Origin of the sequence: Halomarina litorea, from assembly GCF_024227715.1 — an archaeon.
Taxonomy (GTDB): Archaea; Halobacteriota; Halobacteria; order Halobacteriales; family Haloarculaceae; genus Halomarina; species Halomarina litorea.
Map to the genome: position 1 here is coordinate 288,426 of NZ_CP100448.1, position 24,433 is coordinate 312,858.

Here is a 24,433-nt window from a genome sequence, read left to right on the forward strand (position 1 = left end):
GAGGAGGTTCGACCTAGTTGCTGCCCTTCTCGATGGGCGCGTTGACGAGGTTGCCCCACTCGGTCCACGACCCGTCGTAGTTGCGCACGTCGTCGTAGCCGAGCAGTTCGTGGAGCGCGAACCACGCGATGGAGGAGCGCTCGCCGATGCGGCAGTAGGCGATGACTTCGCCATCGTCGGTGACGCCCTCGCTCTCGTAGAGGTCGCGGAGTTCGTCGGCCGACTTGAACGTGCCGTCGTCGTTCACGGTGGCCGCCCACGAGATGTTCGACGCGCCGGGGATGTGGCCGCCGCGCTGGGCCGTCTCCTGCAGGCCCGGGGGCGCGAGAATCTCGCCGGAGAACTCCTCGGGCGAGCGCACGTCGACCATCGGGATGCCCGCTTCCATCGCGTCCTCGACCTGGTCGCGGTAGGCGCGGATGTCCTCGTTGGGGCCCTCGGCGGCGTAGTCCTGTTCCGGGAACTCCGGTACCTCCTCGGTGAGGGGGTAGTCGTTGTCCAGCCAGTAGTCGCGGCCGCCGTTCATCAGGCGGACGTCCTCGTGGCCGAAGTACTTCATCTGCCAGTAGGTGTACGCCGCGAACCAGTTGGAGTTGTCACCGTAGAGGACGACGGTGGAGTCCTCGCTGATGCCGTGACTCCCCATCAGGTCCTCGAAGTCCTCCTTGTCGAGGACGTCGCGTTCGGTCTGGTCCTGCAGTTGGGTCTCCCAGTTGAAGCCGATGGCGCCGGGGGCGTGGCCCTCGTCGTAGGCCTCGGTGTCCACGTCCACCTCCACCAGTCGGTACTCGGGGTCGTCGCTCTGGAACTCGTCGAGGTGCTCTTCCACCCAGTCGGCGGAGACGAGCACGTCCTTCGCGTAATCAGTCATGATACATCGGAACGTTACGGCACTACGGGTATATCCGTCTTCCTGCCGGACGGATTCGCCGCTCATCGGATTTTCCGGCAACATCACCCGCATCCGGGAGAGCTATTCAGTCGTCACGGACGACTCCCCCCGGCCAGCGGGCGGAACCGGCGGAAGGCCGGGGACGCGCACGACCCGAACCGGAAACTGTTGCCGTAACCTCCGAGCGGCGAGCGTTGAAGTACCGACCGGCAGTTGAGTCCGTATGAACGTCGTCGACAGCGACTGGGTCGCCGACCGCCTGGACGAACTCCGGGTGGTCGACGTGCGCGAGGGCTGGGAGTACGAGGGCATCGGCCACCTGCCGGGGGCGGTGAGCGTCCCCTTCGACTCCTTCCGCTCCGAGGGCGAGGGCGAGGCGGGGATGCTCCCCGGCGCGGACGCCTTCGCCGCCCTGATGGGCGAGGCGGGAATCACCCGCGAGGACGACGTGTTGGCGTACGACGACACTCACGGCGTGTTCGCGGCGCGCTTCCTCGTCACCTGCGAACTGTACGGCCACCCGTCGGACCGACTGCACCTCCTGGACGGCGACTACTCGGCGTGGACCCGTGAGACCAGCCGCGAGGTGCCGGAGCCGGACGCCACGACCTACGAGGCGTCGTTCGTCGAGGACGGCCCCCTCGTGGACGCCGAGACGGTCGCCGCGGCGGCCGACGACCCCGACAGCGTCCTCGTGGACACGCGCGAGGAGTGGGAGTTCGAGGAGGGCCACATCCCGGGTGCGGTCCGACTGGACTGGCTGGAACTCGTCGACCAGGAGTCGCGTGGACTGAAACCCGAGACGGACCTCCGGGCACTGCTCGACGAGCGGGGCGTCGGCCCGGAGAAGCGCGTCGTCCTCTACTGCAACACCGCCCGCCGAATCAGCCACACGTACGTCGTCCTCCGACACCTCGGCTACGAGGACCTCGCGTTCTACGAGGGGTCGCTGACCGAGTGGGAGGCCGCGGGTCGCCCCCTCGAGGGGGCGGACGCGGAGTGACTACTTCGACCCCTCGAACCCGCCCTCGTCCTCCCCGACGACGGGCGCGTCGAGCGTCGTCTGGTGGACCGGCCCGTCCGAGAGCAGGTCGACGAGTTCCACGACGAGAGCGACGGCGAGCGGTCCCGCGATGAACCCGATGGGACCGACCGTGAGGACGCCCCCGACGAACCCGATGAAGTAGAGGCTCGTCGGGAGGTCAGCCGCCCACGAGGCCAGTCGAGGGCGGATGACGGCGTCCGGTACCGCCCCGACGAGGACGCCCCCGATGACGAGAACCAGCGCCGCCCGCGTCAGGTTCCCCGCCGCGACGTCCACCGCCGCGAGCACCACGAGGAGGACGCTCGGTCCCAGCACCGGGATGAACTGGAGGACGCCGGCCACGATGGCGAGGGTGACGACGCCCCGATAGCCCAGAAGGGCGAAGACGACGAGTGCCACGAGCGCTGTCCCGAACGCCGTCGCCGCCTGCAGGACGTAGATGCCGTACAGCGTGTTCTTCACCCGGTCGTTGAGCGCGCGCACCACGTCGTGGTACTCGGGCGGGACGAGTCGGGCGGCGGCGCGGGCGGCGGCACCGGGATGCAACAGCAAGCCGAAGACGAGGACGGCGAACAGGAGCCCCTTCAGCAGGACGACGGGCAGGACGACGGCGATGCCCGCGGCGACGCCCTGGGCCACCCCCACGGAGGTGACGAGCACCTCTCGCAGTTCGACGGTGTAGGTCATCCCCGCGACGGCGAAGACGAACGTGTCCGGGAGGGCGAGGAGGAGTTCGAGCGCCGTCCGGCCGCGCTGGTAGATGAGGTAGCCGAACGCCCCGGAGACGAGGAGGACGACGGCGAAGGCGCTGCTCGTCACGACGGCGCTCGCGGCGCGCCGCGAGAGGCCCCGCTCTGCGAGGCGGTTGCGCGGGGGAACGAGGACGTAGGCGACGGTGACCGCGAAGAAGACCGTCCCGAGCACCTCCGAGAGGACGACGGCCGCGAGCAGGAGGGAGACCAACAGGACGCCGGCCAGCACGTACTGACGGCGTCGGGACGGGTTCATGGCGCGCCTTCGGATGCCGGCAGGATATATCCCGCGGACGTGTCGGGAGCCGTACCAGTCCTCGTCTCAGGGCACGACGCCGACGGTCAGGAGCGTCCCGTACACCCGGTAGCGCTCGACCATGTCCTGTCGAGACTCCCAGCCCTCGTACGGGAACGCGCTCTCGTCGGGGATGGCCGTCTCCTCGTCGGGGATGGTGTCCTGTTCGGCGACGTGGAACCCCGCCCGCCGGAACGCCTCGCGGTACTCCTCGCGCGACCAGCGGGTCATCTCCACCTCGATGTTCTCCTGCCAGTCGTGCGAGTGGACGTTCTCCTCGTAATAGTTTACCGCACAGAAGAACGTCCCGCCGGGGCGGAGCACCCGGACGACCTCTTCGAGGGTGTGGTCGGGGTCGGCGGCGTAGTAGAACGCCTCCATCGACCAGACGTGGTCGAGGCTGTCGTCGGCAAAGGGGAGCGAATCGAAGTCGCCGACCACGTACCCGACTTCGGGGTCGTCGGTGTACGACCGGGCGTTGCGGGTCATCTCGGGCGACCCGTCGAGGCCGTACACTCGGCTCACAGCCGTCGTCTCGCGGAGGGCGCGCCCGGCGTAGCCGCTGCCGGTCCCCAGGTCGAGGACCCGGTCGCCGTCCGCTATCGGCAGGCGTGCCAGCGTGTGTTTCGCGGTGTGCCAGTGGCGCTCCTCCATCCCCCTGTCGCGGCCGTCGGCCGCCCACGCGTCGAACTCCTGTCGGACGCTCATGGTGGGCGTGGACGGGGAGGGGCCAAACCGCCTCCGGTCGGCGGCGAGAGGCGGGAGCGTTTTAGGTGACGGCGGAGTGAGGAGGGTATGGTCGGACCGGCCCGCATCTTCAAACTCGCCGACGTCGCCCAGCAGATGGTCGGCGGCTTCCTCCTCGCCGGGCCGTTCGTCGTCACCGAGGAGGTGTGGGTCCTCGCGACATCGATGAGCTGGATACAGGGCGTGTTCACCGTCGCCATCGTCTTCGCCATCGGGTACGGGGCGCTGTACAAGGCCGACGCGGACCGGGACCCCGACCGGGAGACGGAAGTCGCCGGGGTCCCCGTCCGGTTCATCTCGCTGATGACGGTGTCCTTCGGATCGGTCGCGTTGCTCGCACTGGTCTTCGACGCCCCGGGTACCTTCCTCTCGGAACGGGGCCTGACCCAGCTGGAACAACTCGCCGTCAGCGTCCGCGCCATCAGCGTCGGCGCGGTGTTCGCCGTCGTGGGCGCGGCGACGGCCGACTCCGTGTTCTGAACGACCTTTTACGCTGCGCTCGGGGCGGCTTCGCCGCCCCTCGCTCGGTGAAAGGCGAGCAAAAGCACTCCCTCACCCGTGAGAGCCATCGGCTCAAGCGGGTTCAGTCGGCCCGCTCGCTCCGGGAGACTCGCGTCGCTCGTCTCCCGTGCTCCCGTTCGCTTCGTCGCCGGCGCTCGCGCCGGCTTCCGGCGGGACCTTCGGTCCCGCCCAGCTCACGGGAACTTCACTCGCTCGGGGCACAACACGGTACCAGACCACTTCGTTCGACGAGATTCCGCAACCGCTAGCGGTCCAGCGCACTCCCCCGCGAGCGAGTGAGCCGGGAGGACCCCCTTCAAGAGAAGTCGCAGGTGACGGTGCCGTCCTCGGTGAGGTGGATGACGCCGTCGAAGAGGTCGCGGTAGTCGTCGAGGACCGACTGGTCGTGAACCTCCTCGGCGACGTGGAACAGGCCGATGGCGTCGTGTTCGCGCAGGAGGTCGAGGATCTGCTCGACGGCCTCGCGCGTCCGTTCCTCGTCGGCGTAGTAGGCCATCTCGGTGACGGAGTCGACGGAGATGCGGAGTTTGCCGTCGTGGGTCTCGAGGAACGTGCGGATAGCCTCGACCATCCCGTCGAGGTCGTCCGGCGAGGAGACGTACCGGACGTTGTCGCTGGACCGTCGCGAGTAGCCACGCTCGATGGAGAGGGTGTCGAGGATGGTGGCGCGGGACTCGTCGACCTCGTAGTACTCCAGCTTCTGCTGGACCTCGCGGGCGGTGGTGCGCGTCGAGAGGATGAACAGGTGGTCGGTGTCGGTCTTGAAGAAGTCGGTGTCGAGGCGGTCGGTCTCGCCGGTACTGGGGTGGAGGAGCATGATGCCGGTCCCCTCGGGGACGGTCTCGGGGGCGTTCTCGATGGCGAGTTCGTAGTCCATATCGCCACAGCGACGGGCAGGGGCTTAAAATTCCGCGTTCCGTCGAGTCGCCGTCGGGGGACAACCGTCCGACGGGACTCAGACCGCCGACTCGAGGATGCCGCCGGTGGTGACGACGAAGTAGAGGACGAAGGCGGCGGCGAGGACGACCTGCGTGGGGCGGATGTCCTCCCACTCGCCGGCGGCGGCCTTCACGACGGGGTAGGAGATGATGCCCGCGGCGATGCCGTAGCCGATGTTGAACGTGAACGGCATGATGAGGATGGTCAGCCCCGCCGGGACGGTGTGGGTGATGTCGTCCCAGTCGATGGCCGTCACGTTCTGGAGCATCACGACGGCGATGACGACCAGCGCGATGTGGCTGGCGTACAGCGGGATGGCGGCCGCGATGGGGACGAACGCGAGCGAGAGGACGAAGAGGCCGGCGACGACGAGCGCCGTCATGCCCGTCCGGCCGCCCTCCTCGACGCCCGTGGCGGATTCGATGTAGGTGGTGACCGTCGACGTCCCGAGCATCCCGCCGACGGTGGTGCCCACGGCGTCGGCCATCAGGGGCTTCTCTATCTCCGGGAGGTCGCCGTCCTCGTCGAGGAAGCCGGCGGCCTGTCCGACGCCGGTGAGGGTCCCGGCGGTGTCGAAGAAGTCGACGAAGAAGAACGTGAAGACGATGAGCGCGAACCCGAACGGTTCGACGTTCCCGAAGCCGGTGAGGAACGCGCCGACCAGCGGCGTGATGTCGTAGACGGGCGGCGTCACGTTGACCGTGAGCGTCCCGGGGGCGACGAGACCGAGGAACTCGACGGCGTAGCCGGCACCCGCGGTGAGCAGGATGCCGATGACGATGGAGCCAGTGACCCCCCGCGCGTACAGCGCGAAGGTGACGAACAGGCCGATGACCGAGAGGATGGCGACGGGGTTGCTCGCGACGTTCCCGAGCGTGATGTACGTCCCCTCGGGGTCGGGGACGACGATGCCCATCGCCTGCAGGCCGATGAGCGCGAGGAAGGCGCCGATGCCGGACCCGACGGCGAACTTCACGGGTTCGGGAAACGCCCGGATGATGAACTTCCGCGCGCCGACGGCGGTGAGCGCGATGAACAGAATCCCCTCCACGACGACGGCCGCGAGCGCCGTCTGCCACGAGACGCCGAGCGTGAGGACGACGGTGAACGCGAAGAAGGCGTTCAGCCCCAGTCCCGGCGCCTGCGCGAACGGCCGTTTCGCGTAGACGGCCATGATGAACGTCGCGAGCGCCGCCGAGAGCGCGGTCACCACCGCCAGCATCGAGATGACCTGTGGCTGGCTGTACCCCTGCAGCGAGATGGCGTTCGAGAGGATGGCGGGGTTGACGACGACGATGTAGCTCATCGTCAGGAACGTCGTCAGGCCCGCGACCGCCTCCGTCCCGAGGTCCGTCCCGTAGCGGTCGAACTCGAAGAACTCCCGGAGCGACCCGCGGACGCCGCCGGCCGTCTCCGTACTGGTGTCAGCTTCCCCCATATTGCACGTTCGAGCATAGTTGGACCGCGATAATTAAGTATTCCCTTCGGGCATCGCGTCGGAGTTACACGTCGATGCATATTCGACCCCCGCGGGAGGTCGGAGGGTGGGGTCCGCTCGGGGACGTGGCGCGCGCCTACGCGAGGGTCGTCAGCGCGTCGACGGGGGCGTCGACGAGGTCGCGGGCGCTCTCGACGCCTTCGTCGCCCGCCGCGATGAGCGCGAAGACGCCGCACACCTCGCTGTCGGCCTGCGCCGCGATGTCGAGGAGGAGTTCCTGGGTCTCGCCCGACCGGATGAGGTCGTCGACGACGAGGACGCGGTCGCCGGCCCGGAGCGAACTCGCGGGGAGGTAGTAGGTGAGTTCGATGCCGCTGGCGAGTCGCTGGCGGGCCTCGATGAACTCCTCGACGGCCGTCTCCTTGGACTTCTTCGCGTATGCGAGGCGGGCGTCGAAGTGGCGGGCGAAGGCGGCACCGAGCGTGATGCCGTCGGTGGCGGCGGTGAGGACCACGTCCGGGCGCTCGAAGCCGAAGCGTTCCGCGGCGACGGGCGCGACGAGGTCTAAAAACGGCTGGTCGAAGACGGCGGCGGAGTTGTCGACGTATCCCTCGCCGTCGAGGCTGATTCGCTCGTCCAGTTCGCCCGCGAGCGTCTCGTAGCCCACCGACGAGACCACCTCGCGGGCGCGGGCTTCCCCGGGGAGGACGTGCCCGTTGACGTAGCGGTTCAGGTCGCCCGCGGGGAGGCCCGTGACGGCGGCGAGTTCGTCGTAGGTCCGGGTCTCCTTCAACATCCGCAGGACGGCGACGGCGCGCAACTGGAGGGTCGCCTTCTCGACGCGGTTCATGTCATCCACGGGTGGTGCACGAACATGAGTATGACGATGGTGATTTCCTTCACCCTGCGCAGGTTCGTGGATAGTGCAGGGGAGAAAGGCGGGCCTGTCGCCGCGCGAACCAGTACAGCCAAACCCCCGGCGGCAAATATCGCGGGTATGGTCGTCGGAGACATCGCGACAGGGACGGACGTACTGGTCATCGGGGCCGGGCCGGGCGGCTACGTCGCCGCCATCCGCGCCGCACAGCTCGGGAAGGACGTGACGCTCGTCGAGAAGGACGCCTACGGGGGGACCTGCCTCAACTACGGCTGTATCCCGTCGAAGGCGTTCGTCACCGCCTCCTCGCTGGCGCACGACGCGGGCGGCGCGGAGGACATGGGCATCCACGCCGACCCCGCTGTCGACATGAAGGGGATGGTCTCGTGGAAGGACGGCGTCGTCGACCAGCTCACGGGAGGCGTCGAGAAGCTCTGTAAGGGCAACGGCGTCAACCTCGTCGAGGGGACGGCGGCGTTCGCAGACGAGAAGAAGGTCCGCGTCTCCCACGGCGGCGAGGGACAGGGTAGCGAGTCCATCGAGTTCGAGCACGCCATCGTCTCGACCGGGTCGCGGCCCCTGCAGATTCCCCACTTCGAGTTCGACGGCGAGTACGTCCTCTCCTCGCGGGACGCCCTCGACCTCGATTCGGTCCCCGAGAGCCTCGTCGTCGGCGGCGCGGGCTACATCGGGATGGAACTCTCGACGGTGTTCGCCAAACTCGGCACGGACGTCACCGTCGTGGAGATGCTGGACGACGCCCTCCCCGGCTACGAGGACGACGTCGCCCGCGTCGTCCGAAAGCGCGCCGAGGAACTGGGCGTCGAGTTCCACTTCGGCGAGGCCGCACAGGACTGGGAGCGGATGGGCGACGGCATCACCGTCCGCACGGAGAACGAGGACGGCGAGGTCAGCGAGTTCGGCGGCGAGAAGGTCCTCGTCGCCGTCGGGCGCACCCCCGTCACGGACTCGCTGGACCTCGACGCGGCGGGCGTCGAGACCGACGAGAAGGGGTTCGTCCCGACGGACGACCGCGCGCGCACGAACGTCGAGCACATCTACGCCGTCGGCGACGTCGCCGGCGAACCGATGCTCGCCCACAAGGCGAGCAAGGAGGGCCACGTCGCCGCCGAACACATCGCGGGCGAACCGGCCGCGCTCGACTACCAGTCGGTCCCCGCCGCGGTGTTCACCGACCCCGAAATCGGTACCGTCGGGATGACCGAGAAGGAGGCCGAGGAAGCCGGGTTCGAACCCGTCGTCGGTCAGATGTCCCTGCGCGCCTCCGGACGCGCGCTGACGATGAACGAATCGGAGGGGTTCGTCCGCGTCGTCGCCGACGGTCCGAGCGGGTTCGTCCTCGGGGCGCAGATAGTGGCCCCCGAGGCGAGCGAGCTAATCGCGGAGATGGCACTCGCCGTCGAGATGGGCGCGACCCTGGAGGACGTCGCCGCCACCATCCACGTCCACCCGACGCTCTCGGAGGCGGTGATGGAGGCCGCCGCCAACGCGATGGGGTCGGCCATCCACACGCTCAATCGCTGAGGTACCGACGCCACTCTCCGTCCTCGCTCTCGGCCACCTCGCGGATGCGGTCGGCGCGGGCCGCGAGCATCCCCTCCAGCCGTTCGCGGAGGATCGAGTCGACGACCCTCCCCAGCGGGCCGTACGGCGACTCGTAGGTGAACACCTCGCGCATGACCGTGCCGTCCTCGGGGTCGTCCTGGTCCTCGAAGACGAAGAAGTAGTCGTGGATGAGGCGGTCGAACGGCCCCCGCACGAGCGTCCGTCGGAAGTGGTGGGGGCGGCTGTAGGCGGTCACCTTCGTCGTGAGGTCGACGCGCTTGCCGAACACCGACGCCCGCCAGACCGTCTTTTCGCCGGGGGCGCCGAGACCGCCGGTGAGGCCCGCGACGGGGCGGGCGTCGAGGCGGAGGGTCTCGTACTGGAGGTCGACGCTCCGCGCGAGGTCGAAGACACGCTCGGTGGGGGCGTCGACGTGTGTGACGAGACGGATGGTCGGCATTGGGAACGTCAGTACCGGAGGGCAGTCGGCGGGAAAGAAGTTTGCGTTCGTCGGTGTCCTTTTGCGTGGAACCGGCAAATGGGGGTGTATGCAGGCCATCACGCTGGGACCCGAGGGGACTTACTCCCACCGGGCCGCACGGGCCGTCGCCGACGAGGTGACGTTCACCGAGTCGGTGACGGACATCGTCGCCACCGTCGCGAGCGGGGAGGTCGACCGCGGCGTCGTCCCCATCGAGAACTCCATCGAGGGCTCCGTCACCGAGAGCCTGGACGCCCTCGCCGAACACGACGTGGCCGTCGTCCTCGAAATCGTGACGCCGATTCGCCACGCCCTCCTCGCCCAGAACGAGGGGTTCGAGCGCGTGGCGAGTCACGCACAGGCACTCGCGCAGTGTCGCACCTACCTCGAAGCCAACTACCCCGACGTGACACAGGAGGCCGTCGCCTCCACCGCTCGCGGCGTCCAGATGGCCCGCGACGACCCGACGGTCGCCGGCATCGGCCACCCGGACAACGGGGGCGACGGCCTGCAGGTCCTCGCCGAGGACATCCAGGACCGCACCTCCAACGCCACGCGGTTCGTCGTCGTCGCGCCCGCGGACGAACGCTCGGACGCCGGCGGGAAGTCCTCGTTCGTCGTCTACCCGAGCGCGAACTACCCCGGGCTCCTGCTGGAACTGCTCGAACCGTTCGCCGACCGGGACATCAACCTCTCGCGCGTCGAGTCCCGCCCCAGCGGCGAGCGACTGGGCGACTACGTCTTTCACATCGACGTGCAGGCGGGCCTCTACGAACAGCGCACGCAGGACGCCCTCGCGGACATCGAGGCCCTCGCAGAGGAGGGGTGGGTGCGCCGCCTCGGGTCGTACGACACCCGCCACGTGCTGTACTGACCGCCTCGCCGGAGTGGGACCGGCCGGGGTACTCCTTCTCGGCGACGATGGGCGGCGGCGTGCGCTGGCGGGCCGCCTTCGACGAGACGGGGACCGACCTGCTGCTCTCGACGGGGAAGTGGACGACGCGCCTGTCCGCGAGGTGAGCCGAGCGTCTGCGGGGCAGTCATTTATTTCCCGCGACGGCCTACCCGTGTCCATGACGCGACGCAACCCGTTCGAGGAGATAGAGCGCGTGTTCGAGGAGATGAACCGCGGCCTGCAGGCGTTCGACTCCGACCTCGCGGGGGGAGTCCCCGTCGACGTCGTCGAACGCGATGACGGCTACGTCGTCACCGCCGACCTCCCCGGCTACGAGAAGGAGGACATCGACGTCCGCCTCTCCGGGTCGACGCTCACCCTCTCGGCGGAGCGCTCCGAGGAGAGCGAGGAGGAAGAAGGCGAGTACGTGCGCCGCGAGCGCACGCAGAAGTCGGTCAGTCGAACGGTCCGCCTGCCGGGCCGTCTCGACGAGTCCAGTACGAACGCCGCCTACAACAACGGCGTCCTCACGGTCACCGTCGGGAAGGCGGACGCGGACACCGGCGAGTCCATCCCCATCGAGTAGTCGAGCAGTCCGGTGAGGAGGGTTCGAACCGGCGACGAGTCCTTCGGGAGAACGGCGACGGGAGCGACGCGACCGGGGCGGGTCCCGACGGGGCCCGGACTCAGTCGATGCGGATTGCGGGCCGACCGGGACGGGCCTTCTTCGCCACGTCCTCGTCGGCGTCCTCCGCTCGCGAGACGACCACCTCGGCGTCGAACTCGCGGCGAATCAGCCACGCCGCGCGCTGGAGCGTCTCGAACTCGCGGTCCGGCGAGAGCGCGGGCGTCAGCGACTGGCGTTCTTCCTGTAAGTCCTGCCCGTAGTCGGCGGCCGCGTCGCCGTGCTGTCGAATCTCTTCCTCTTGCATCAGTTCGGAGATGACGTTCGGCGCGTCACTCTCGATGGCGATATCCAGCGCCCGGTGCTTCCACTCGGGCGCGACGACCACCTCGACGCGTTCGGGGTCCTCGATGCCCGCCACGTCGATGATCTGACGCACGTCGCTGCGAGTGTTCTCGACCAGTCTGCGCTCCCGGTCGTGGTCTGCGGTGTCGCTCTCGGGTTCGGGGAAGGGCGCCTCCGCGACGAATCCCGCTCGCGGTTCCCCATCGTCACCGTCGTCGCGCGGCGACGCCGCGCGACTGTCCGCGGAACCTCGTTCCGCGCTACTCGCTCGTTCCGAGGCGCTCCGCGCCTCGCGGCCCCCCAGCAGTTCCCACAGTTCCTCGCTGATGTGGGGCGTGACGGGGGCGAACAGGCGCACGGCCACTCGGAGACCGCGCTCGAACGTCTCGGCGTGGACCGCGTCGGCGTACTCGCGGTAGTTGCGCAGGAGGCCGACCAGTTCGCGCGTCTCGCGCAGGGCGGTGTTGAACGTCAGCGACTCGTAGTCGGCGCGGGCGACGGCGATGGTGGCGTCTATCTCGCGGGCGACGTACTCCGCGATGTCGTCCTTCTCACCGGTGGCCGCCCCGGAGTCGAAGCTCTCGACCGTCTCGTGGAGGCGCTGGAGGAACGCGTGGGCCGACTGGACGCCCTTGTCGGTCCAGTCGAAGTCCCGCTCCGGCTGGGCGGCCTCCATCGTGAACAGGCGGGCGGTGTCCGCGCCGTACTCCGAGACGATGGCCTGCGGAGAGACGACGTTGCCCTTCGACTTCGACATCGCCTCGCCGTCCAACTGGACCATCCCCTGTGCGAGCAGGTTCGTGAACGGTTCGCGGTGTGCCAGCCCCTCGTGGTCGGCCAGCACCTTCGTGAAGAACCGGGAGTACAGCAGGTGCATCACGGCGTGTTCGATGCCGCCGACGTAGCGGTCGACGGGCATCCAGTCGTTCGCCCGGTCGCGGTCGAACGGCGCGGTGTCGAGGTCCGGCGAGACGTAGCGCAGGAAGTACCACGAGGAGTCGACGAACGTGTCCATCGTGTCCGTCTCGCGGGTGGCCGCGCCGCCGCAGTCGGGACAGGTCGTCGCCTTCCACTCCTCGGCCTCGTCGAGGGGGTTCCCGGTCGTGTTGATGAACTCGGGCAGTTCGACCGGCAGGTCCTCCTCCGGGACGACGACGGGGCCGCAGTCCTCGCAGTGAACGACGGGGATGGGCGTCCCCCAGTAGCGCTGGCGGGAGATGCCCCAATCTCGCAGTCGGTACTGGGTGGCCGCCTCCGCGCCCTCGGTGTCGGCGGTGATGCGCTCGCGGGCCGTCTCGCTGTCCAGTCCGTCGTACTCGCCGGAGTTGACGAGGACGCCGTCGTCCGTGTAGGCCCCCTCGCTCACGTCGGGCATCTCGGGCGTGCCGTCCTCGCCCTCGGGGGCGACGACGGGGACGACGTCGATACCCATCTTCGTGGCGAAGGCGTGGTCCCGGTCGTCGTGGCCGGGGACGCCCATCAGCGCGCCCGTCCCCACGTCCGAGAGGACGAAGTCCGCGACGTAGACGGGGACGTCCTCGCCCGTGACGGGGTTGGTCGCGACGAGGTCCGTCGCGACGCCGTTGGGTTCGTCGCCCTCCGGGTCGGCCACCTCGTTGACGAACTCCCGGACGTCCTCGTCCTCCTCCGCGAGTTCCTGCGCGATGGGGTGGTCGGGGGCCAGCGCGAAGAACGTCGCGCCGAAGGCGGTGTCCGCGCGCGTGGTGAACGCCTCGACGGTGCCGTGGTCCTCGATGGAGAACGGCAGTCGCGTGCCGTGTTGGCGGCCGATCCAGTTGCGCTGCATCCCCCGCACGGAGTCCGGCCACCCCTCCAACCGGTCGATGTCGTCGACCAGTTCGTCCGCGTACTCGGTGATCTTCAGGAACCACTGGGACAGTTCGCGGGTCTCGACGGGCGTGTCACACCGCCAGCAGAGTTCGGCCTCGCCCTCGACCTGTTCGTCGGCCAGCACCGTCTCGCAGGAGGGACACCAGTTGACCTCGGCGTCACGCTGTTCGACGAGGCCCTCCTCGTGGAACCGGGCGAACAGCCACTGGTTCCAGCGGTAGTACTCGGGCTTGCAGGTGGTGACCTCGCGCTCCCAGTCGTAGCCGAATCCCATCGACTCCATCTGGCCTTTCATCGTCTCGATGCAGTCGAACGTCCACGTCGCGGGGTCGCTGTCGTGTTCCTTGGCGGCGTTCTCGGCGGGCAGGCCGAAGGCGTCCCAGCCCATCGGGTGGAGGACGTGGTCGCCACACATCCGGCGGTAGCGGGCGTACGCGTCCGTGATGGTGTAGTTCCGGACGTGTCCCATGTGGAGTTCCCCGGAGGGGTAGGGGTACATCCCGAGGACGTACGTCGGGTCCTCGGCGTCGTCGGGGACGTGGTACACCCCCGCGTCGGTCCAGCGGTCCTGCCAGGTTCGTTCGACCCTCGTGTGGTCGTAGCCTCGTTGGTCCTGCATAGACGGTAGTCGCTTGTGCAGGGGTAGTAGGTGTGGGGTACTTTACGTTGTCATCTGTCAGTCGGGACCGACAGGGCCGGTGGACAGGGATAATACCGCTGGGCGCGTCTTCTCAACTATGAGTCAAGACGACGACCCGACCCTCGCGCGGAAGGCGCTTCGAACGGTCACCCCGGAGTACTTCGGCCGGGAGGACCGCGAGATGGACGCCATCGGCTGGGGGCTCTTTCTCGGTCTCGTGGTACTGCTGGTGCCCCTCCTGCCGTTCATCGTCATCGTCTGGGCCGTCTCGAAGGTGGCCGAGTGGGTCGCACGCCGCGGTGCGCGCGAGTGAGAACCGAGCGAGAAACCGCCTACTGGACCGTGGTGTCGACGAGGTCGAACGGGTAGCCGTTGTCGTTCTCCTTGGCGTGTTCGTAGACGACGTGGGCGGTGGCGATGTCCTGGATGGCCAGGCCCGTCGAGTCGAAGACGCTGATGCCCGTCGCGTCGGTGCGCCCCTCGACGTCGCCCGTGACGATCTCGCCGAGGGCGGCGTAGATGTCCTCGTCGCCGAGGGCGCCCGCGCTCCACGGGACGTTGATCTCGCCGGAGTGGGTGGTCTGTGCGTAGTCGTCGATGACCAGCGTCGCGTCGAGGAGCACCTCGTCGGCGAGTTCGTGTTTCCCCTCGGCGTCCGCGCCCATCGCGTTGACGTGGGTGTGTTCGCCGAGCATCTCGCGGGTGACGATGGGGTCCTCGACGGGCGTCACCGTCGAGAGGACGTCGCACGAGGCGGCCTCCGCGATGGACCCCGCGCGCACGTCGAACTCGTCGTCGAAGCGGTCGATGAAGCGCGCGACCTTCTCCTCGTCGATGTCGCTCACGACGACATCCTCGATGGGTCTGACCTCGGCGATGGCCTCCAACTGGGTGTACGACTGGACGCCTGCCCCGACGATGCCGAGCGAGGAGGCGTCGGGGACGGCGAGGTGGTCGGTTGCGACGGCCGCCGCCGCGCCCGTGCGCTTGCGCGTGAGCGTCGTCCCGTCCATGATGGCGAGGGGAAAGGCGTTCGTCGGGTCCGAGTAGATGACCGTCCCGAGCACCGTCGGGAGGTCGAACTTGTCGTTGTTGTCCGTGTGGACGTTGACCCACTTGACGCCCGCGGCGTCCCACTCGCCCGCGTCGAGGTAGGCGGGCATCGACCGGAAGTCCCCGTTGTACTGGGGGAGGTCGATGTAGGACTTCGCGGGCATCTGGGCGTCCCCGCGCTCGTAGGCCGCGAAGGCGTCCGAGACGGCCCGGATGACCTCCGACATCCGGGCGTTCTCGTCGACGTCCCGCTGGTTCAGTAGCAGCGTCTCCATGACGGCAAATGTTGCGCGAGGGTACTTATTCCATCCGAAGCGGCGGGGCGGCCACAGCGGTGCGCCCGACCGGCCACTGCCCGTATTTAGAGCGGTTGACGGTCGAATGTGAACCGTAATGTCAGTGCAAATTGACTACGCGCCATGACCGAGGAGCGACGACCCACCGGGGGAACTCCGGACCCGGACAGCCTCTTCGACGCGTTACGCGACGACCGCCGACGGGTCGTGGTCCGAGCGCTCCTCGAACGCGGTGAGCGGTCGGTCGAGGACCTGGTGAACACCGTGGTGGCACACGAGGGAGGCGACGACACACGACGGTCGGTCGCACTCAGCCTCGTCCATCGGCACCTGCCGCGACTGGCCGACGCGGGGTTCGTGGAGTACGACGGCCCGACGGGGACGGTCGTCGGGACGCCGACCCTCGCCGCGACCGAACCCCACCTCCGTCTCGTCTCGGCGGGGGGCGGGACGTCACGACTCACCGCCGACGGCGACCCGACGCACCGACCGGATTGACACAAGAGATATGTCACTGTCCGGGAACCCCTCGACATGCGACGGCCCTCCGCCCTCTCCCTGCTACTCGCCTGTCTCCTCGTCCTCGCGGGCTGTAACGGCCTGTCGCCCGGCGACGACACCGAGATGCCGGACGTGACACCCGCGGACGTCCCGCCCGACCTCCACGGCGGCTCTATCGCCCCCGGCCTGATCCGCCAGCAGGTCGTGAACGCCGACGCCCTCCTCAGCGCCCACCGCTCGTTGCTCGCGAACGCCTCGTACACCGTCACGTCCGTGGCCCGCGAGACGGCCGAGAACGGAACCGTCCTGCAGGGCTACGAGTCGACGGGTCGCTACAGCGCCGACCGGACCCGCTTCGCCACCAGCGCCCGGTTCCTCGGGGGCGGCTACGGTTACCGAAGCCCGGACCGGTACGACGAGTGGTCGAACGGGTCGACGATGCTCACCCGGCGCGTCGTCGACGGCGAGGCGCGCTACGAACGGCCGCCGAGCGTCGGGCAGTCGGGGGCGTCGTACCACTCGCGCGAACTCGAATCCCTGCTCGACGAACTCTCCGTCACCTCGGCCCGCGAACTCGGCGAGCGTGACGGTTACGACGCCTACGCCCTGCGCGGGACGGTACCCGCGGGCGACGGGAGCGATGGGCAGGTCCGTCTCGTCGTGGACGAACGCGGCCTCGTCCACGAGTTCAGTGTCGAGACGACGCGCCCCTACTACCGCAACGACGGCGTGACGGTGACGACGAACCGGACGACGCGCTACGTCGACGTGGGGACAACCACCGTCGACCGCCCCGACTGGGTTGGTGCCGCCGTCGAGGAGTTCGCCTCGCGGGAGTACGTCGCTCCCGGCGTCACCACCGAACGGGTGGTCAGCGTCGCCGAACTCCGACGGGGCCACGTCTCGGCCCTCCACGACCGGTCGGTCACGCGTCACGAGACGCGCGCGCAGGTGACCGCCGACGGGACGGCCCTCAGCAGGTCGAACCGGACGCTCCGACTCGCTGCCGACCGCACGACCCACCGGTTCGCACAGGTCGAGCGGTACGAGGGAGAGATACAGAGCCACACCGCGGGGTGGTCGAACGACTCGGTCGGCTACGTGCGGTACACCCGGGAGAACCGGACGGACTACCATCGGTCGGACGGGAACTCGCACCGCGAACCTCACCTCTCGTTCGACGTCGACGTCGAGTGGTACGGCGAGGCGACGGTGACGGACATCGGCGACGGCCGCTACCGCGTCGTCGTCTCCGACTTCGAGAACCCGAACGAGGTCCTCCGCTACGGACAGGAGCGGACCGTCACCGACCTTCGCGTCGAACTGGTCGTCCGCGAGAGCGGCCTCGTCGAACGCTACGACTTCACCTACGCCTACACGACAGAGCACGGGGAGGGAACCACCGTCCGGGTCACGCGGTCGACCGAGTTCGTGGACGTCGGGTCAACGACGGTCGACCGCCCCGACTGGCTCTCGGCGGCCGCGAACGCGACGAGTCGGTGAGGTGTCGTTCACCCCGAGTCGGTGGGTCTGTGGGTCGGTGGGCCGCCCGAACAGTCCCGCCGAGTGGAGTGACAGGGCAGAAGACATATCACCACTGACGGTAGAGTCGGCGCATGCGCGGTCCCTCACCGCTCGCCCTCCTCGTAGTGTGTCTCGTCGTCCTCGCCGGGTGCAACGGTCTCGCTGCCGGCGGCGACGACACCGAGATGCCGGACGTGACACCCGCGGACGTGCCCCGCGACCTCCACGGCGGGTCCATCGCCCCCGGCCTGACCCGACAGCAGGTCGTGAACGCCTCGGCACTCATCGCCAGCCACCGCGAAGTCACCGCGAACCGGTCGATGACGGTCGTCGAACGGAACCGACAGGAGACGGCCAATGGGACCGTCCTGCAGGGCTACGAGGCGGCCACCCGCTACGCCGAGAACCGGAGTCGGTTCGCCACCAGCGCGGACCTCTTCGGCGTGCGCTACGCGGGGAGCGAGGAGTCGATGGACCGCTACGACGCGTGGTCGAACGGGACCACGACCTACCTCCGCCGCGTCGTCGACGGGTCCCCCGAGTACGACCGCGCCCCCGGCAGTCGGGGGGCGGTGACCGACTACCGCCTCCACCAACTCGAGCAGATACTCCTGAATCTCGACGTGACGACGGTGCGCGAACTCGGCGAGCGCGGCGGGTACGACACCTACAGCGTGCGGGGCACCCTCGAGAGCGAAGACCGCCCCGACGGACAGGCCCGTCTCGTCGTCGACGAACGCGGCCTCGTCCGCGAGTTCCGGACGACGGCCCACCGCTCGGACTACCGCGACGGGGAGACGAACGTGACGGACACGCGGTCGACTCGCTTCGAGGCCATCGGGAACACCACCGTCTCCCGACCCGACTGGGTGGCCGGGGCCATCGAGGAGTTCGCCTCGCGGGAGTACGTCGCCCCCGGCGTCACCACCGAGCGAGTCGTCGACGCCTACGAACTCCGGTCGGCCCACGAGGAGGCCCTGCGGGGGCAGTCGGTGACGCGACGGCAGGCCAACCGACGCGTGACCGTAAACGGCGAGGTGGCCGAGCGCTCGAACCAGACGCTGTGGGTGGCCGCCGACCGGACCGACTACCGCTACCACCGGGTCCAGTACGAGGCGGGGGCACCCACGTGGCGCTCCGAGGAGTGGTCGAACGGTACGGTCGGGTACGAACGGTCCATCCACGACAACGAGACGGAGTTCCACCGGTACCACGGGGAGCGAGAGCGCAGGGCGTACCTCGACGTCCCCTCCGGTATCGAACGCGACGGCGAGACGACGGTGACGGACCTCGGCGACGGGCGCTACCGTGTCGTCGTCACGGACTTCGAGAACCCGAATCGTGTCCTCCACTACGGCGGGGAACGGTCCGTCATCGATCTCCACGTCGAACTGGTCGTCCGCGAGAGCGGCCTCGTCGAGCGCTACGAGCAGTCGTACAGCTACACCGAGGGGGCCGAGAACCCGACGTACCGCGTCCGCCGGGTCACGACGTTCACCGACGTGGGGTCGACGCGGGTCGAGCGACCGGACTGGTTCGCGGCGGCCGTCAACGCGACCAGTCGCTAGCGCAGGGGTCAGTCCGGAGACCCGGAGACACGATGACCCGGAGACCCACGGAGCCGCCGGTCACGGGTCGATAAACGGAGAAGCGTTCGGCGTGCGATGCGAGTTCGAGGGGGTGAGGTGAGCGTGACCGGACGGGGTTACATCATGCCGCCCATGCCGCCGCCCATCCCGCCCATGCCACCCATGCCGCCGCCGGGTGCGCCGCCCTCCTCGTCGTCGCCGCCGGTCGAGAGGTCGCCGGCCGCGATGATGTCGTCGATTTTCAGGACGAGATTCGCCGCCTCGGTGGCGGAGGTGAGCGCCTGCTCCTTGGCGTGGGCGGGTTCGACGACGCCCGCCTCGAAGGTGTCCTCGACGTCGCCGCTGAAGACGTTCAGGCCCGCGCGGGACTGGCCGTCCTCGTGGGCGGCGCGAAGGTCGACGAGCGTGTCGATGGAGTCCAGCCCGGCGTTCTCGGCGAGCACACGGGGAACGAGTTCGAGGGCGTCCGCGAACGCCTCGACGGCGAGCTGCTCGCGCCCCTCGACGGAGTCCGCGTAGTCGCGCAGGCGACGGGCGAGTTCGACCTCGATTGCGCCGCCGCCGGCGAGGACGCGACCGTCCGCGACGGTGGAGGCGACGACGTCGAGTGCGTCACCGACGCCGCGTTCGAGTTCGTCGACGACGTGGTCGGTCGAGCCGCGCAGGAGGAGCGTCACGCCGTGGCGCTCGTCGCCGCTGCCCTCGACGTAGAACAGCTCGTCCGTCTCGTCGCGGTGGACCGAGCCGTGGCCGAGGTCGTCGGCGGAGGCCATGTCGAGATCCGAGACGATGCGCGCGCCGAGGACCTCCTTCAGGAACTTGATGTCGGACTTCTTCACGCGGCGGACGGCGAGGATGCCCTCCTTCGCGAGGTAGTGCTGGGCGAGGTCGTCGATGCCCTTCTGGCAGAAGACGACGTCCGCACCGGTGTCGACGATCTGCTGGACCTTCTCCTGGAGGCGCTCTTCTTCCTTGTCGAGGAACGACTGAAGCTGGTCGGGGCTGTCGACGCTGAGGCTGGTGTCCACGTCGGCCTCCTCGACCTCGATTGGCTCGTTGATGAGCATGACCGAGGCCTCGTCGAAGTCCGTCTCCATGTCGGGGTGGACGGGGTCCTTGTCGATGGCAGCGCCGTGGAGCAGTTCGGACTCGCCCGCGGCGCGCCCGGTCTGCGTCTCGATGTTGACGTACTCGAGGTCGACGACGTTCTCGCCCTCGGGCCCCTCGACGGTGACCGAGCGGACGGCGTCGACGATGAGTTCCGCGAGGAGGTCCTTGTTGGACTCCGCGCCCTTGCCGGTCATCGACGTCCCGGCGACCTTCTTGAGGAGGTCCTCGTCCTCGGTGTCGACGCGCTCCGCGATGTCGTCGATCTCCTCGCGGGCCTTCGCCGAGGCCATGTGGAAGCCCTTGATGACGGCCGTCGGGTGGATGTCCTGGTCGAGGAGGTCCTGTGCGTTCTTCAGGAGTTCGCCCGCGATGGCGACGGCGGTGGTCGTCCCGTCGCCGGCCTCGTCCTCCTGTGTCTCGGCGACTTCGATGATCATCTCGGCCGTCGGGTTGTCGATGTCCATCTCCTGCAGGATGGTGACGCCGTCGTTTGTGACGGTGACGTCGCCCATCGAGGAGACGAGCATCTTGTCCATCCCCTTCGGGCCGAGCGTCGAGCGTACGGACTCGGCGACCGCTCGCGCGGCCTGAATGTTGTGCGACTGCGCGTCGCGGTCTTTCATCCGCTGGCTGTCCTCGCCGAGGATGATCATCGGCTGGCCCATCCGCTGTCGCTGGCTCATAATCAACCGAACCGTTGTCTGCGGTTCTATATAAAATGCCGGGTTCCCCGGGGTGATTCGATAGCATCCCGCACACCCACGAACGGGGACGACTGCCCGACAGTCCCCGTCTCGTGCGGGGGTACCCGCACGGGTCCGGAGTCGTCGGCGAGGGGTGACGACCAGTCGTTTAAGTCACCCGACCGGACTCACTCGATGGGTTCGCGCCACGTCACGCGGAGCGTCCCGACGACGAAGCTGTCGTCGGCGTCCGTGTCCCGGCGGACCTGGATGGTGTTCTCGCCCTTCCGGAGGTCCACGCCCGCCATCACGTCCATCCAGCACTGCCAGCCCTCGCCCGGCGGGATGTCGAACCCCGAGAGCGACTCGCCGTTGACGAGAATCTCGTGGCCGTAGGTCCCCACGTCGAGCGCCTGGACGGTCACGTAGCCGTCGATGGCCCCCTCGACGGGCACCGAGAACTCGTGTTCCGTCGACCGGTCGCCGACGAACTCCGCCCACGGCACGTCCAGGTCGTCCTCGTCGTCGCCGAGATGCTCCGAGAACTCGACCAGCGCGTAGTTGCTCCGGTAGCGCGTCTCGCTCATATCTCTCCCTCAGGCCCCGGTTACATAGAAGCCGCGGGACGACGCGTCGGGGGGCAGGTCGAACCCGGTCGCGCCTTCCAGTCGTTCCTTGCTTCAAATCCCGACATCGCGTTTCTACTGATCGCGAGTTGCTCGCAGGAGGAAACACGGTCGCGGCGAAGCCGCTCCCTGCTCACGTTCACTCGCTCCGGTCGCTCACGAGAACGCCGGGACAGGGATTTGAACTCGCTCACAGCAGAGCTGTTCGCTGCTCAAATCCTCTCGTCACCGCGTTGCTCCTCACGGGAGTCGCGAGCACACGCTACGCGGTGCTCGCTCGGTTGTTCGTCGCAGAAGCGCCGGGACAGGGATTTGAACCCTGGATCCCAGAGGGAACACGCTTTCCAGGCGTGCGCCTTACCACTCGGCCATCCCGGCTCGGTTGTCACTAACTGAATCGAACGGATAAGTCCTTCTTTCCGGCTCCGGCCGAGGTGTTATCCCGCTCCCGGAGAGCGTGACGTCATGACGACACTGACCGACGGCGACGAGGGCAAGATTCTGGTCGACGCGAACGGCGAGGACATCGGCATCGTCACCGCCGTCCGCAGGGACGTGGCATTCGTCGACCCCGAACCGGGGTTCGTCGAGGGACTGCTCGCGGCGTTCGGCCGGACCGACGAGGACAGCGACGACATCGAGGTGCCACAGGACGCCGTCGAGACGGTGACCGACCGCGAGGTCCGACTCCGCGACGCCATCTGACGGGGCCTCGGTTCTCAGAGGCCGACCAGATAGGTCAGGAGCGCCGCCCCCGCGAACACGACGACGGTCCCGATGGCGACCCCGGCGAGGGGGAGGCGACCGACGTCGAACAACTGGTAGCCCTGCGCGAGGACGAGGAAGGACAGCGCGCTCACGAGCCCCCACAGCAGACTGGATTTCGTCCGCGGGTTCACTCCAGCGTCGCGATGGCCTCGATTTCGACGCCGACGCCCTTGGGGAGCGCCCCGGCCTCGAAGGCGCTCCGCGCCGGGGGTTCCTCGTCGAAGTACGTCGCGTACGTCTCGTTCATCTCCTCGAAGTCGTCGATGTCGTCGAGGAGGACGGTCACCTTCAGCACGTCGCTCATCTCCGCGCCGGCCTCAGCGAGGACGGCCTGCACGTTGTCGAGTGCGAGCGCCGTCTGCTCGGCGATGGGGGCGTCAGCCTTCGACTCGCCGTCGGGCGTGAACGGGATCTGGCCCGCCGTGAACACGACGCTCCCGTTGGTCGTCGCCTGACTGTACGCGCCCACCGCGGCCGGTGCCTCGTCGGTGCTGACGATGTCTTTCACACCCGGTGGTACTCCCCCCGTCCCATAAATCCCGGTCCAGTGTCGTGGCGGTCTACAAGTGAGAGAAGGGGTAAACGAACCGCGGAATTCACTTTCAGTCTACACATCAATAAAATACATTCTCGGATTCTAATTGTAGTCTGTACTGCTCATGAGAGACAGGAACTCGGGGGCCCGAGCTTGGAGGAAGACGCTATCAGGAACCTTCGAAGACATATACGGCTTCTTCGACATTTATAATCAAATTTTTGTCGTCTTCTCAGCTGCGGTGGTGGCGCTAGTGGTGGTATACAACGTCTCGATATCGACGGCAGTCGCCGTCTTCACAGCCCTCTACGCACTAATTGCGTTCAATCAGATGCGGAATGGGGGACCAGTTCAGACGACAGGATTGGCTGTCAGACCGGCTTACGATTCGAATGACGCCGCTGAGTGCGATTTCGGGCTGAAGAATCTGGGAGAAGGACCTGCGCTCTACCTGCGAGCATACGTGAGAATCGAAGACGAAGCCGAATACCTTCTAAAAAAGATGGACCGCCCAATCCATCTGGACGAGGAGGAGTTCGTATCACTCACAGAGGGTGACTTTTCGAACGAATCGCTGGACGATATCTCGGCAGAGGACGACGCTAAGTTGGAGTTCTACTACACGTTTACCTCCCCGTCTGGCATCCAATATCCGAGAGGCAAGACGAAGCCGTTAGAGATGTCTCCGAAGGAGCTTGTAGAAGCTACCGACGAACCCCGATCGTTGCGTCTAGGAGACGTTCGAGAGAACTGCGCTAGGTAAGCTCAATTACAGGGGATAAGATACTCAGGGTACCAGACGGCGAATCGCTTACACGCCCGCCGGGAGAGGGGACGGTATGAGCACGAACGTCGCCATCGCCTGCCAGGGCGGCGGCAGTCACACCGCGTTCACCGCGGGTGCGCTCCGCCGCCTCCTCCCCGCTCTCGTCGAGAGCGAGGAGTACGACCTCGTGGGCCTCTCGGGCACCTCCGGCGGGGCGTTCTCGGCGGCCGCCGCGTGGTACGGCCTGCTCGACGGCGGGAGCGAGGCCGCGCTCCGCGCGTTGCGGGGCGTCTGGATGGAGATGTGCGCGGAGACCGTCGCCGAGGAGGCGCTCGTCAACTGGACCGTCGCCCTGACGCGCGTCGCCAACAGCGGCGTCCCCATCGCGGAGGTCAGCCCCTACTTCAACCCGCTGGCGGACTGGGGGCAGGAACGCCTCCGGGCAGCGCTGGAGGCCCACATCGACTTCGAGGCCATCCCGGACCTCGTGGGGCCAGACCGACCGCGACTCGTCGTGGGCACCGTCGACATCAACGCCGGGAAGTTCGAGACGTTCGCGAACGAGGCGGTGACCCCCGAGGTGTTGCTGTCTTCGTCCGCCGTCCCCGAGCTATTCGAGGCGGTGGAGATGGACGGCCACTACCACTGGGACGGCCTGTTCTCCCAGAACCCGCCCATCCACGAACTGATGGACGTGCCGCGCGAGCGCAAACCCGAAGAGCTGTGGGTCGTCCAGATAAACCCGCAGGGCCGCGAGGACGTGCCGAAGTCGCTCGTGGAGATCGCCGACCGGCGCAACGAACTCTCGGGGAACCTCTCGCTCAACCAGGAGTTGCGGTTCATCGAACGGGTCAACGACTGGGTCGAACGGGGACTGCTCCCCGAGGAGGACTTCGCACACACCGAGGTACGGCGCATCGAACTGGGCTGGTCGCTCGGGGCGGCCTCGAAACTCAACCGCAGCAGGCGGTTCATCCGCGAACTGATGGACCGCGGCGAGCAGAGGGCCGAGGCGTTTCTCGACGAACACCACCCGGCACTCGCCCGCGAACCGACGCCGGCCCTCGACTGA

General features: G+C 68.0%; 25 protein-coding genes and 1 tRNA gene. 12 read left to right on the forward strand and 14 right to left on the reverse strand.

The annotated features are described in order from the left end of the window. Positions 1-13: 13 nt before the first annotated feature. Positions 14-871, reverse strand: a complete 858-nt coding sequence (locus NKG96_RS01565; protein WP_254536711.1) for a sulfurtransferase — start codon at positions 869-871, stop codon at positions 14-16. Positions 872-1,115: 244 nt separating this feature from the next. On the opposite strand from NKG96_RS01565, the gene NKG96_RS01570 reads away from it, so the two are divergent. After that, the gene (locus NKG96_RS01570; RefSeq protein ID WP_254536712.1) at positions 1,116-1,895 is read left to right on the forward strand and encodes a sulfurtransferase; all 780 of its coding nucleotides are present in this window, start codon (positions 1,116-1,118) and stop codon (positions 1,893-1,895) included. Here the strand turns inward: NKG96_RS01570 and NKG96_RS01575 are convergent, their stop codons facing one another. Together NKG96_RS01575 and NKG96_RS01580 are read right to left on the reverse strand one after the other, a co-directional pair. Continuing rightward, a complete protein-coding gene (locus NKG96_RS01575) occupies positions 1,896-2,945 on the reverse strand; it encodes an AI-2E family transporter (protein ID WP_254536713.1) in 1,050 nt (349 codons plus the stop codon). A gap of 66 nt (positions 2,946-3,011) precedes the next feature. Then, positions 3,012-3,692 (reverse strand): class I SAM-dependent methyltransferase, encoded by a 681-nt coding sequence (locus NKG96_RS01580; RefSeq protein ID WP_254536714.1) that lies wholly within the window; start codon positions 3,690-3,692, stop codon positions 3,012-3,014. Positions 3,693-3,779: 87 nt separating this feature from the next. Between NKG96_RS01580 and NKG96_RS01585 the strand changes: the two genes are divergently transcribed. Next, positions 3,780-4,211, forward strand: a complete 432-nt coding sequence (locus NKG96_RS01585; protein ID WP_254536715.1) for a DUF2391 family protein — start codon at positions 3,780-3,782, stop codon at positions 4,209-4,211. A gap of 337 nt (positions 4,212-4,548) precedes the next feature. On the opposite strand, the gene NKG96_RS01590 is transcribed toward NKG96_RS01585, so the two are convergent. From NKG96_RS01590 to NKG96_RS01600, 3 genes are all read right to left on the reverse strand, one after another. After that, complete coding sequence (locus NKG96_RS01590) at positions 4,549-5,130, reverse strand: DUF7090 family protein (RefSeq protein ID WP_254536716.1); 582 nt, start codon at positions 5,128-5,130, stop codon at positions 4,549-4,551. Between the two features lie 78 nt (positions 5,131-5,208). Next, complete coding sequence (locus tag NKG96_RS01595; RefSeq protein ID WP_254536717.1) at positions 5,209-6,630, reverse strand: NCS2 family permease; 1,422 nt, start codon at positions 6,628-6,630, stop codon at positions 5,209-5,211. Positions 6,631-6,766: 136 nt separating this feature from the next. Next, positions 6,767-7,480: a phosphoribosyltransferase family protein gene (locus NKG96_RS01600; protein ID WP_254536718.1), complete on the reverse strand. Its 714-nt coding sequence runs from the start codon at positions 7,478-7,480 to the stop codon at positions 6,767-6,769. A gap of 147 nt (positions 7,481-7,627) precedes the next feature. Here NKG96_RS01600 and lpdA point away from each other — a divergent pair, with 147 nt between their 5' ends. Further along, positions 7,628-9,052: a dihydrolipoyl dehydrogenase gene (gene lpdA / locus NKG96_RS01605; protein ID WP_254536719.1), complete on the forward strand. Its 1,425-nt coding sequence runs from the start codon at positions 7,628-7,630 to the stop codon at positions 9,050-9,052. Here the strand turns inward: lpdA and NKG96_RS01610 are convergent. Further along, positions 9,042-9,533, reverse strand: coding sequence for an SRPBCC family protein (locus NKG96_RS01610; RefSeq protein ID WP_254536720.1), 492 nt, complete (start codon positions 9,531-9,533; stop codon positions 9,042-9,044). The two genes, lpdA and NKG96_RS01610, sit on opposite strands and share 11 nt — an antisense overlap. A gap of 88 nt (positions 9,534-9,621) precedes the next feature. Between NKG96_RS01610 and pheA the strand changes: the two genes are divergently transcribed. Both pheA and NKG96_RS01620 read left to right on the forward strand, forming a co-directional pair. Next, on the forward strand, positions 9,622-10,428 hold the full coding sequence (pheA, locus tag NKG96_RS01615) for a prephenate dehydratase (RefSeq protein WP_254536721.1): 807 nt from the start codon (positions 9,622-9,624) through the stop codon (positions 10,426-10,428). A gap of 199 nt (positions 10,429-10,627) precedes the next feature. Then, positions 10,628-11,035, forward strand: a complete 408-nt coding sequence (locus NKG96_RS01620; protein WP_254536722.1) for an Hsp20/alpha crystallin family protein — start codon at positions 10,628-10,630, stop codon at positions 11,033-11,035. Between the two features lie 100 nt (positions 11,036-11,135). Here the strand turns inward: NKG96_RS01620 and leuS are convergent, their stop codons facing one another. Beyond that, positions 11,136-13,889 carry a leucine--tRNA ligase gene (gene leuS / locus NKG96_RS01625; protein WP_254536723.1) on the reverse strand — a complete coding sequence of 918 codons (2,754 nt, stop codon included), beginning with the start codon at positions 13,887-13,889 and terminating at the stop codon, positions 11,136-11,138. Between the two features lie 118 nt (positions 13,890-14,007). Between leuS and NKG96_RS01630 the strand changes: the two genes are divergently transcribed. Continuing rightward, entirely contained in the window at positions 14,008-14,223 is a 216-nt protein-coding gene (locus tag NKG96_RS01630) for a DUF7535 family protein (protein ID WP_254536724.1), read from the forward strand. Between the two features lie 19 nt (positions 14,224-14,242). On the opposite strand, the gene NKG96_RS01635 is transcribed toward NKG96_RS01630, so the two are convergent. Continuing rightward, positions 14,243-15,238, reverse strand: a complete 996-nt coding sequence (locus NKG96_RS01635; RefSeq protein WP_254536725.1) for an ornithine cyclodeaminase family protein — start codon at positions 15,236-15,238, stop codon at positions 14,243-14,245. A 144-nt stretch (positions 15,239-15,382) separates the two neighbouring features. On the opposite strand from NKG96_RS01635, the gene NKG96_RS01640 reads away from it, so the two are divergent. The 3 genes from NKG96_RS01640 (at position 15,383) to NKG96_RS01650 (ending at position 18,852) form a co-directional block, all read left to right on the forward strand. Then, entirely contained in the window at positions 15,383-15,757 is a 375-nt protein-coding gene (locus NKG96_RS01640; RefSeq protein ID WP_254536726.1) for a DUF7344 domain-containing protein, read from the forward strand. Positions 15,758-15,793: 36 nt separating this feature from the next. Continuing rightward, entirely contained in the window at positions 15,794-17,263 is a 1,470-nt protein-coding gene (locus NKG96_RS01645; protein ID WP_254536727.1) for a DUF7537 family lipoprotein, read from the forward strand. A gap of 113 nt (positions 17,264-17,376) precedes the next feature. Beyond that, a complete protein-coding gene (locus tag NKG96_RS01650; RefSeq protein ID WP_254536728.1) occupies positions 17,377-18,852 on the forward strand; it encodes a hypothetical protein in 1,476 nt (491 codons plus the stop codon). A 137-nt stretch (positions 18,853-18,989) separates the two neighbouring features. On the opposite strand, the gene thsB is transcribed toward NKG96_RS01650, so the two are convergent. The 3 genes from thsB to NKG96_RS01665 form a co-directional block, all read right to left on the reverse strand. Further along, positions 18,990-20,666, reverse strand: coding sequence for a thermosome subunit beta (gene thsB / locus NKG96_RS01655; RefSeq protein WP_368409271.1), 1,677 nt, complete (start codon positions 20,664-20,666; stop codon positions 18,990-18,992). A gap of 188 nt (positions 20,667-20,854) precedes the next feature. Further along, positions 20,855-21,253: a DUF7383 domain-containing protein gene (locus tag NKG96_RS01660; RefSeq protein ID WP_254536729.1), complete on the reverse strand. Its 399-nt coding sequence runs from the start codon at positions 21,251-21,253 to the stop codon at positions 20,855-20,857. A 336-nt stretch (positions 21,254-21,589) separates the two neighbouring features. Then, positions 21,590-21,670, reverse strand: a tRNA-Ser gene (locus NKG96_RS01665). Between the two features lie 87 nt (positions 21,671-21,757). On the opposite strand from NKG96_RS01665, the gene NKG96_RS01670 reads away from it, so the two are divergent. Next, positions 21,758-21,997, forward strand: coding sequence for a DUF8593 domain-containing protein (locus NKG96_RS01670; protein ID WP_254536730.1), 240 nt, complete (start codon positions 21,758-21,760; stop codon positions 21,995-21,997). 14 nt (positions 21,998-22,011) lie between these two features. On the opposite strand, the gene NKG96_RS01675 is transcribed toward NKG96_RS01670, so the two are convergent. Together NKG96_RS01675 and NKG96_RS01680 are read right to left on the reverse strand one after the other, a co-directional pair. Then, positions 22,012-22,191 (reverse strand): DUF7981 family protein, encoded by a 180-nt coding sequence (locus tag NKG96_RS01675; protein WP_254536731.1) that lies wholly within the window; start codon positions 22,189-22,191, stop codon positions 22,012-22,014. Next, on the reverse strand, positions 22,188-22,568 hold the full coding sequence (locus NKG96_RS01680; protein ID WP_254536732.1) for a Rid family detoxifying hydrolase: 381 nt from the start codon (positions 22,566-22,568) through the stop codon (positions 22,188-22,190). Before NKG96_RS01680 ends, NKG96_RS01675 begins: the two co-directional genes overlap by 4 nt. 151 nt (positions 22,569-22,719) lie before the next feature. Between NKG96_RS01680 and NKG96_RS01685 the strand changes: the two genes are divergently transcribed. Together NKG96_RS01685 and NKG96_RS01690 are read left to right on the forward strand one after the other, a co-directional pair. Next, positions 22,720-23,358, forward strand: coding sequence for a hypothetical protein (locus tag NKG96_RS01685; protein ID WP_254536733.1), 639 nt, complete (start codon positions 22,720-22,722; stop codon positions 23,356-23,358). A gap of 76 nt (positions 23,359-23,434) precedes the next feature. Next, positions 23,435-24,433 (forward strand): patatin-like phospholipase family protein, encoded by a 999-nt coding sequence (locus tag NKG96_RS01690; protein ID WP_254536734.1) that lies wholly within the window; start codon positions 23,435-23,437, stop codon positions 24,431-24,433.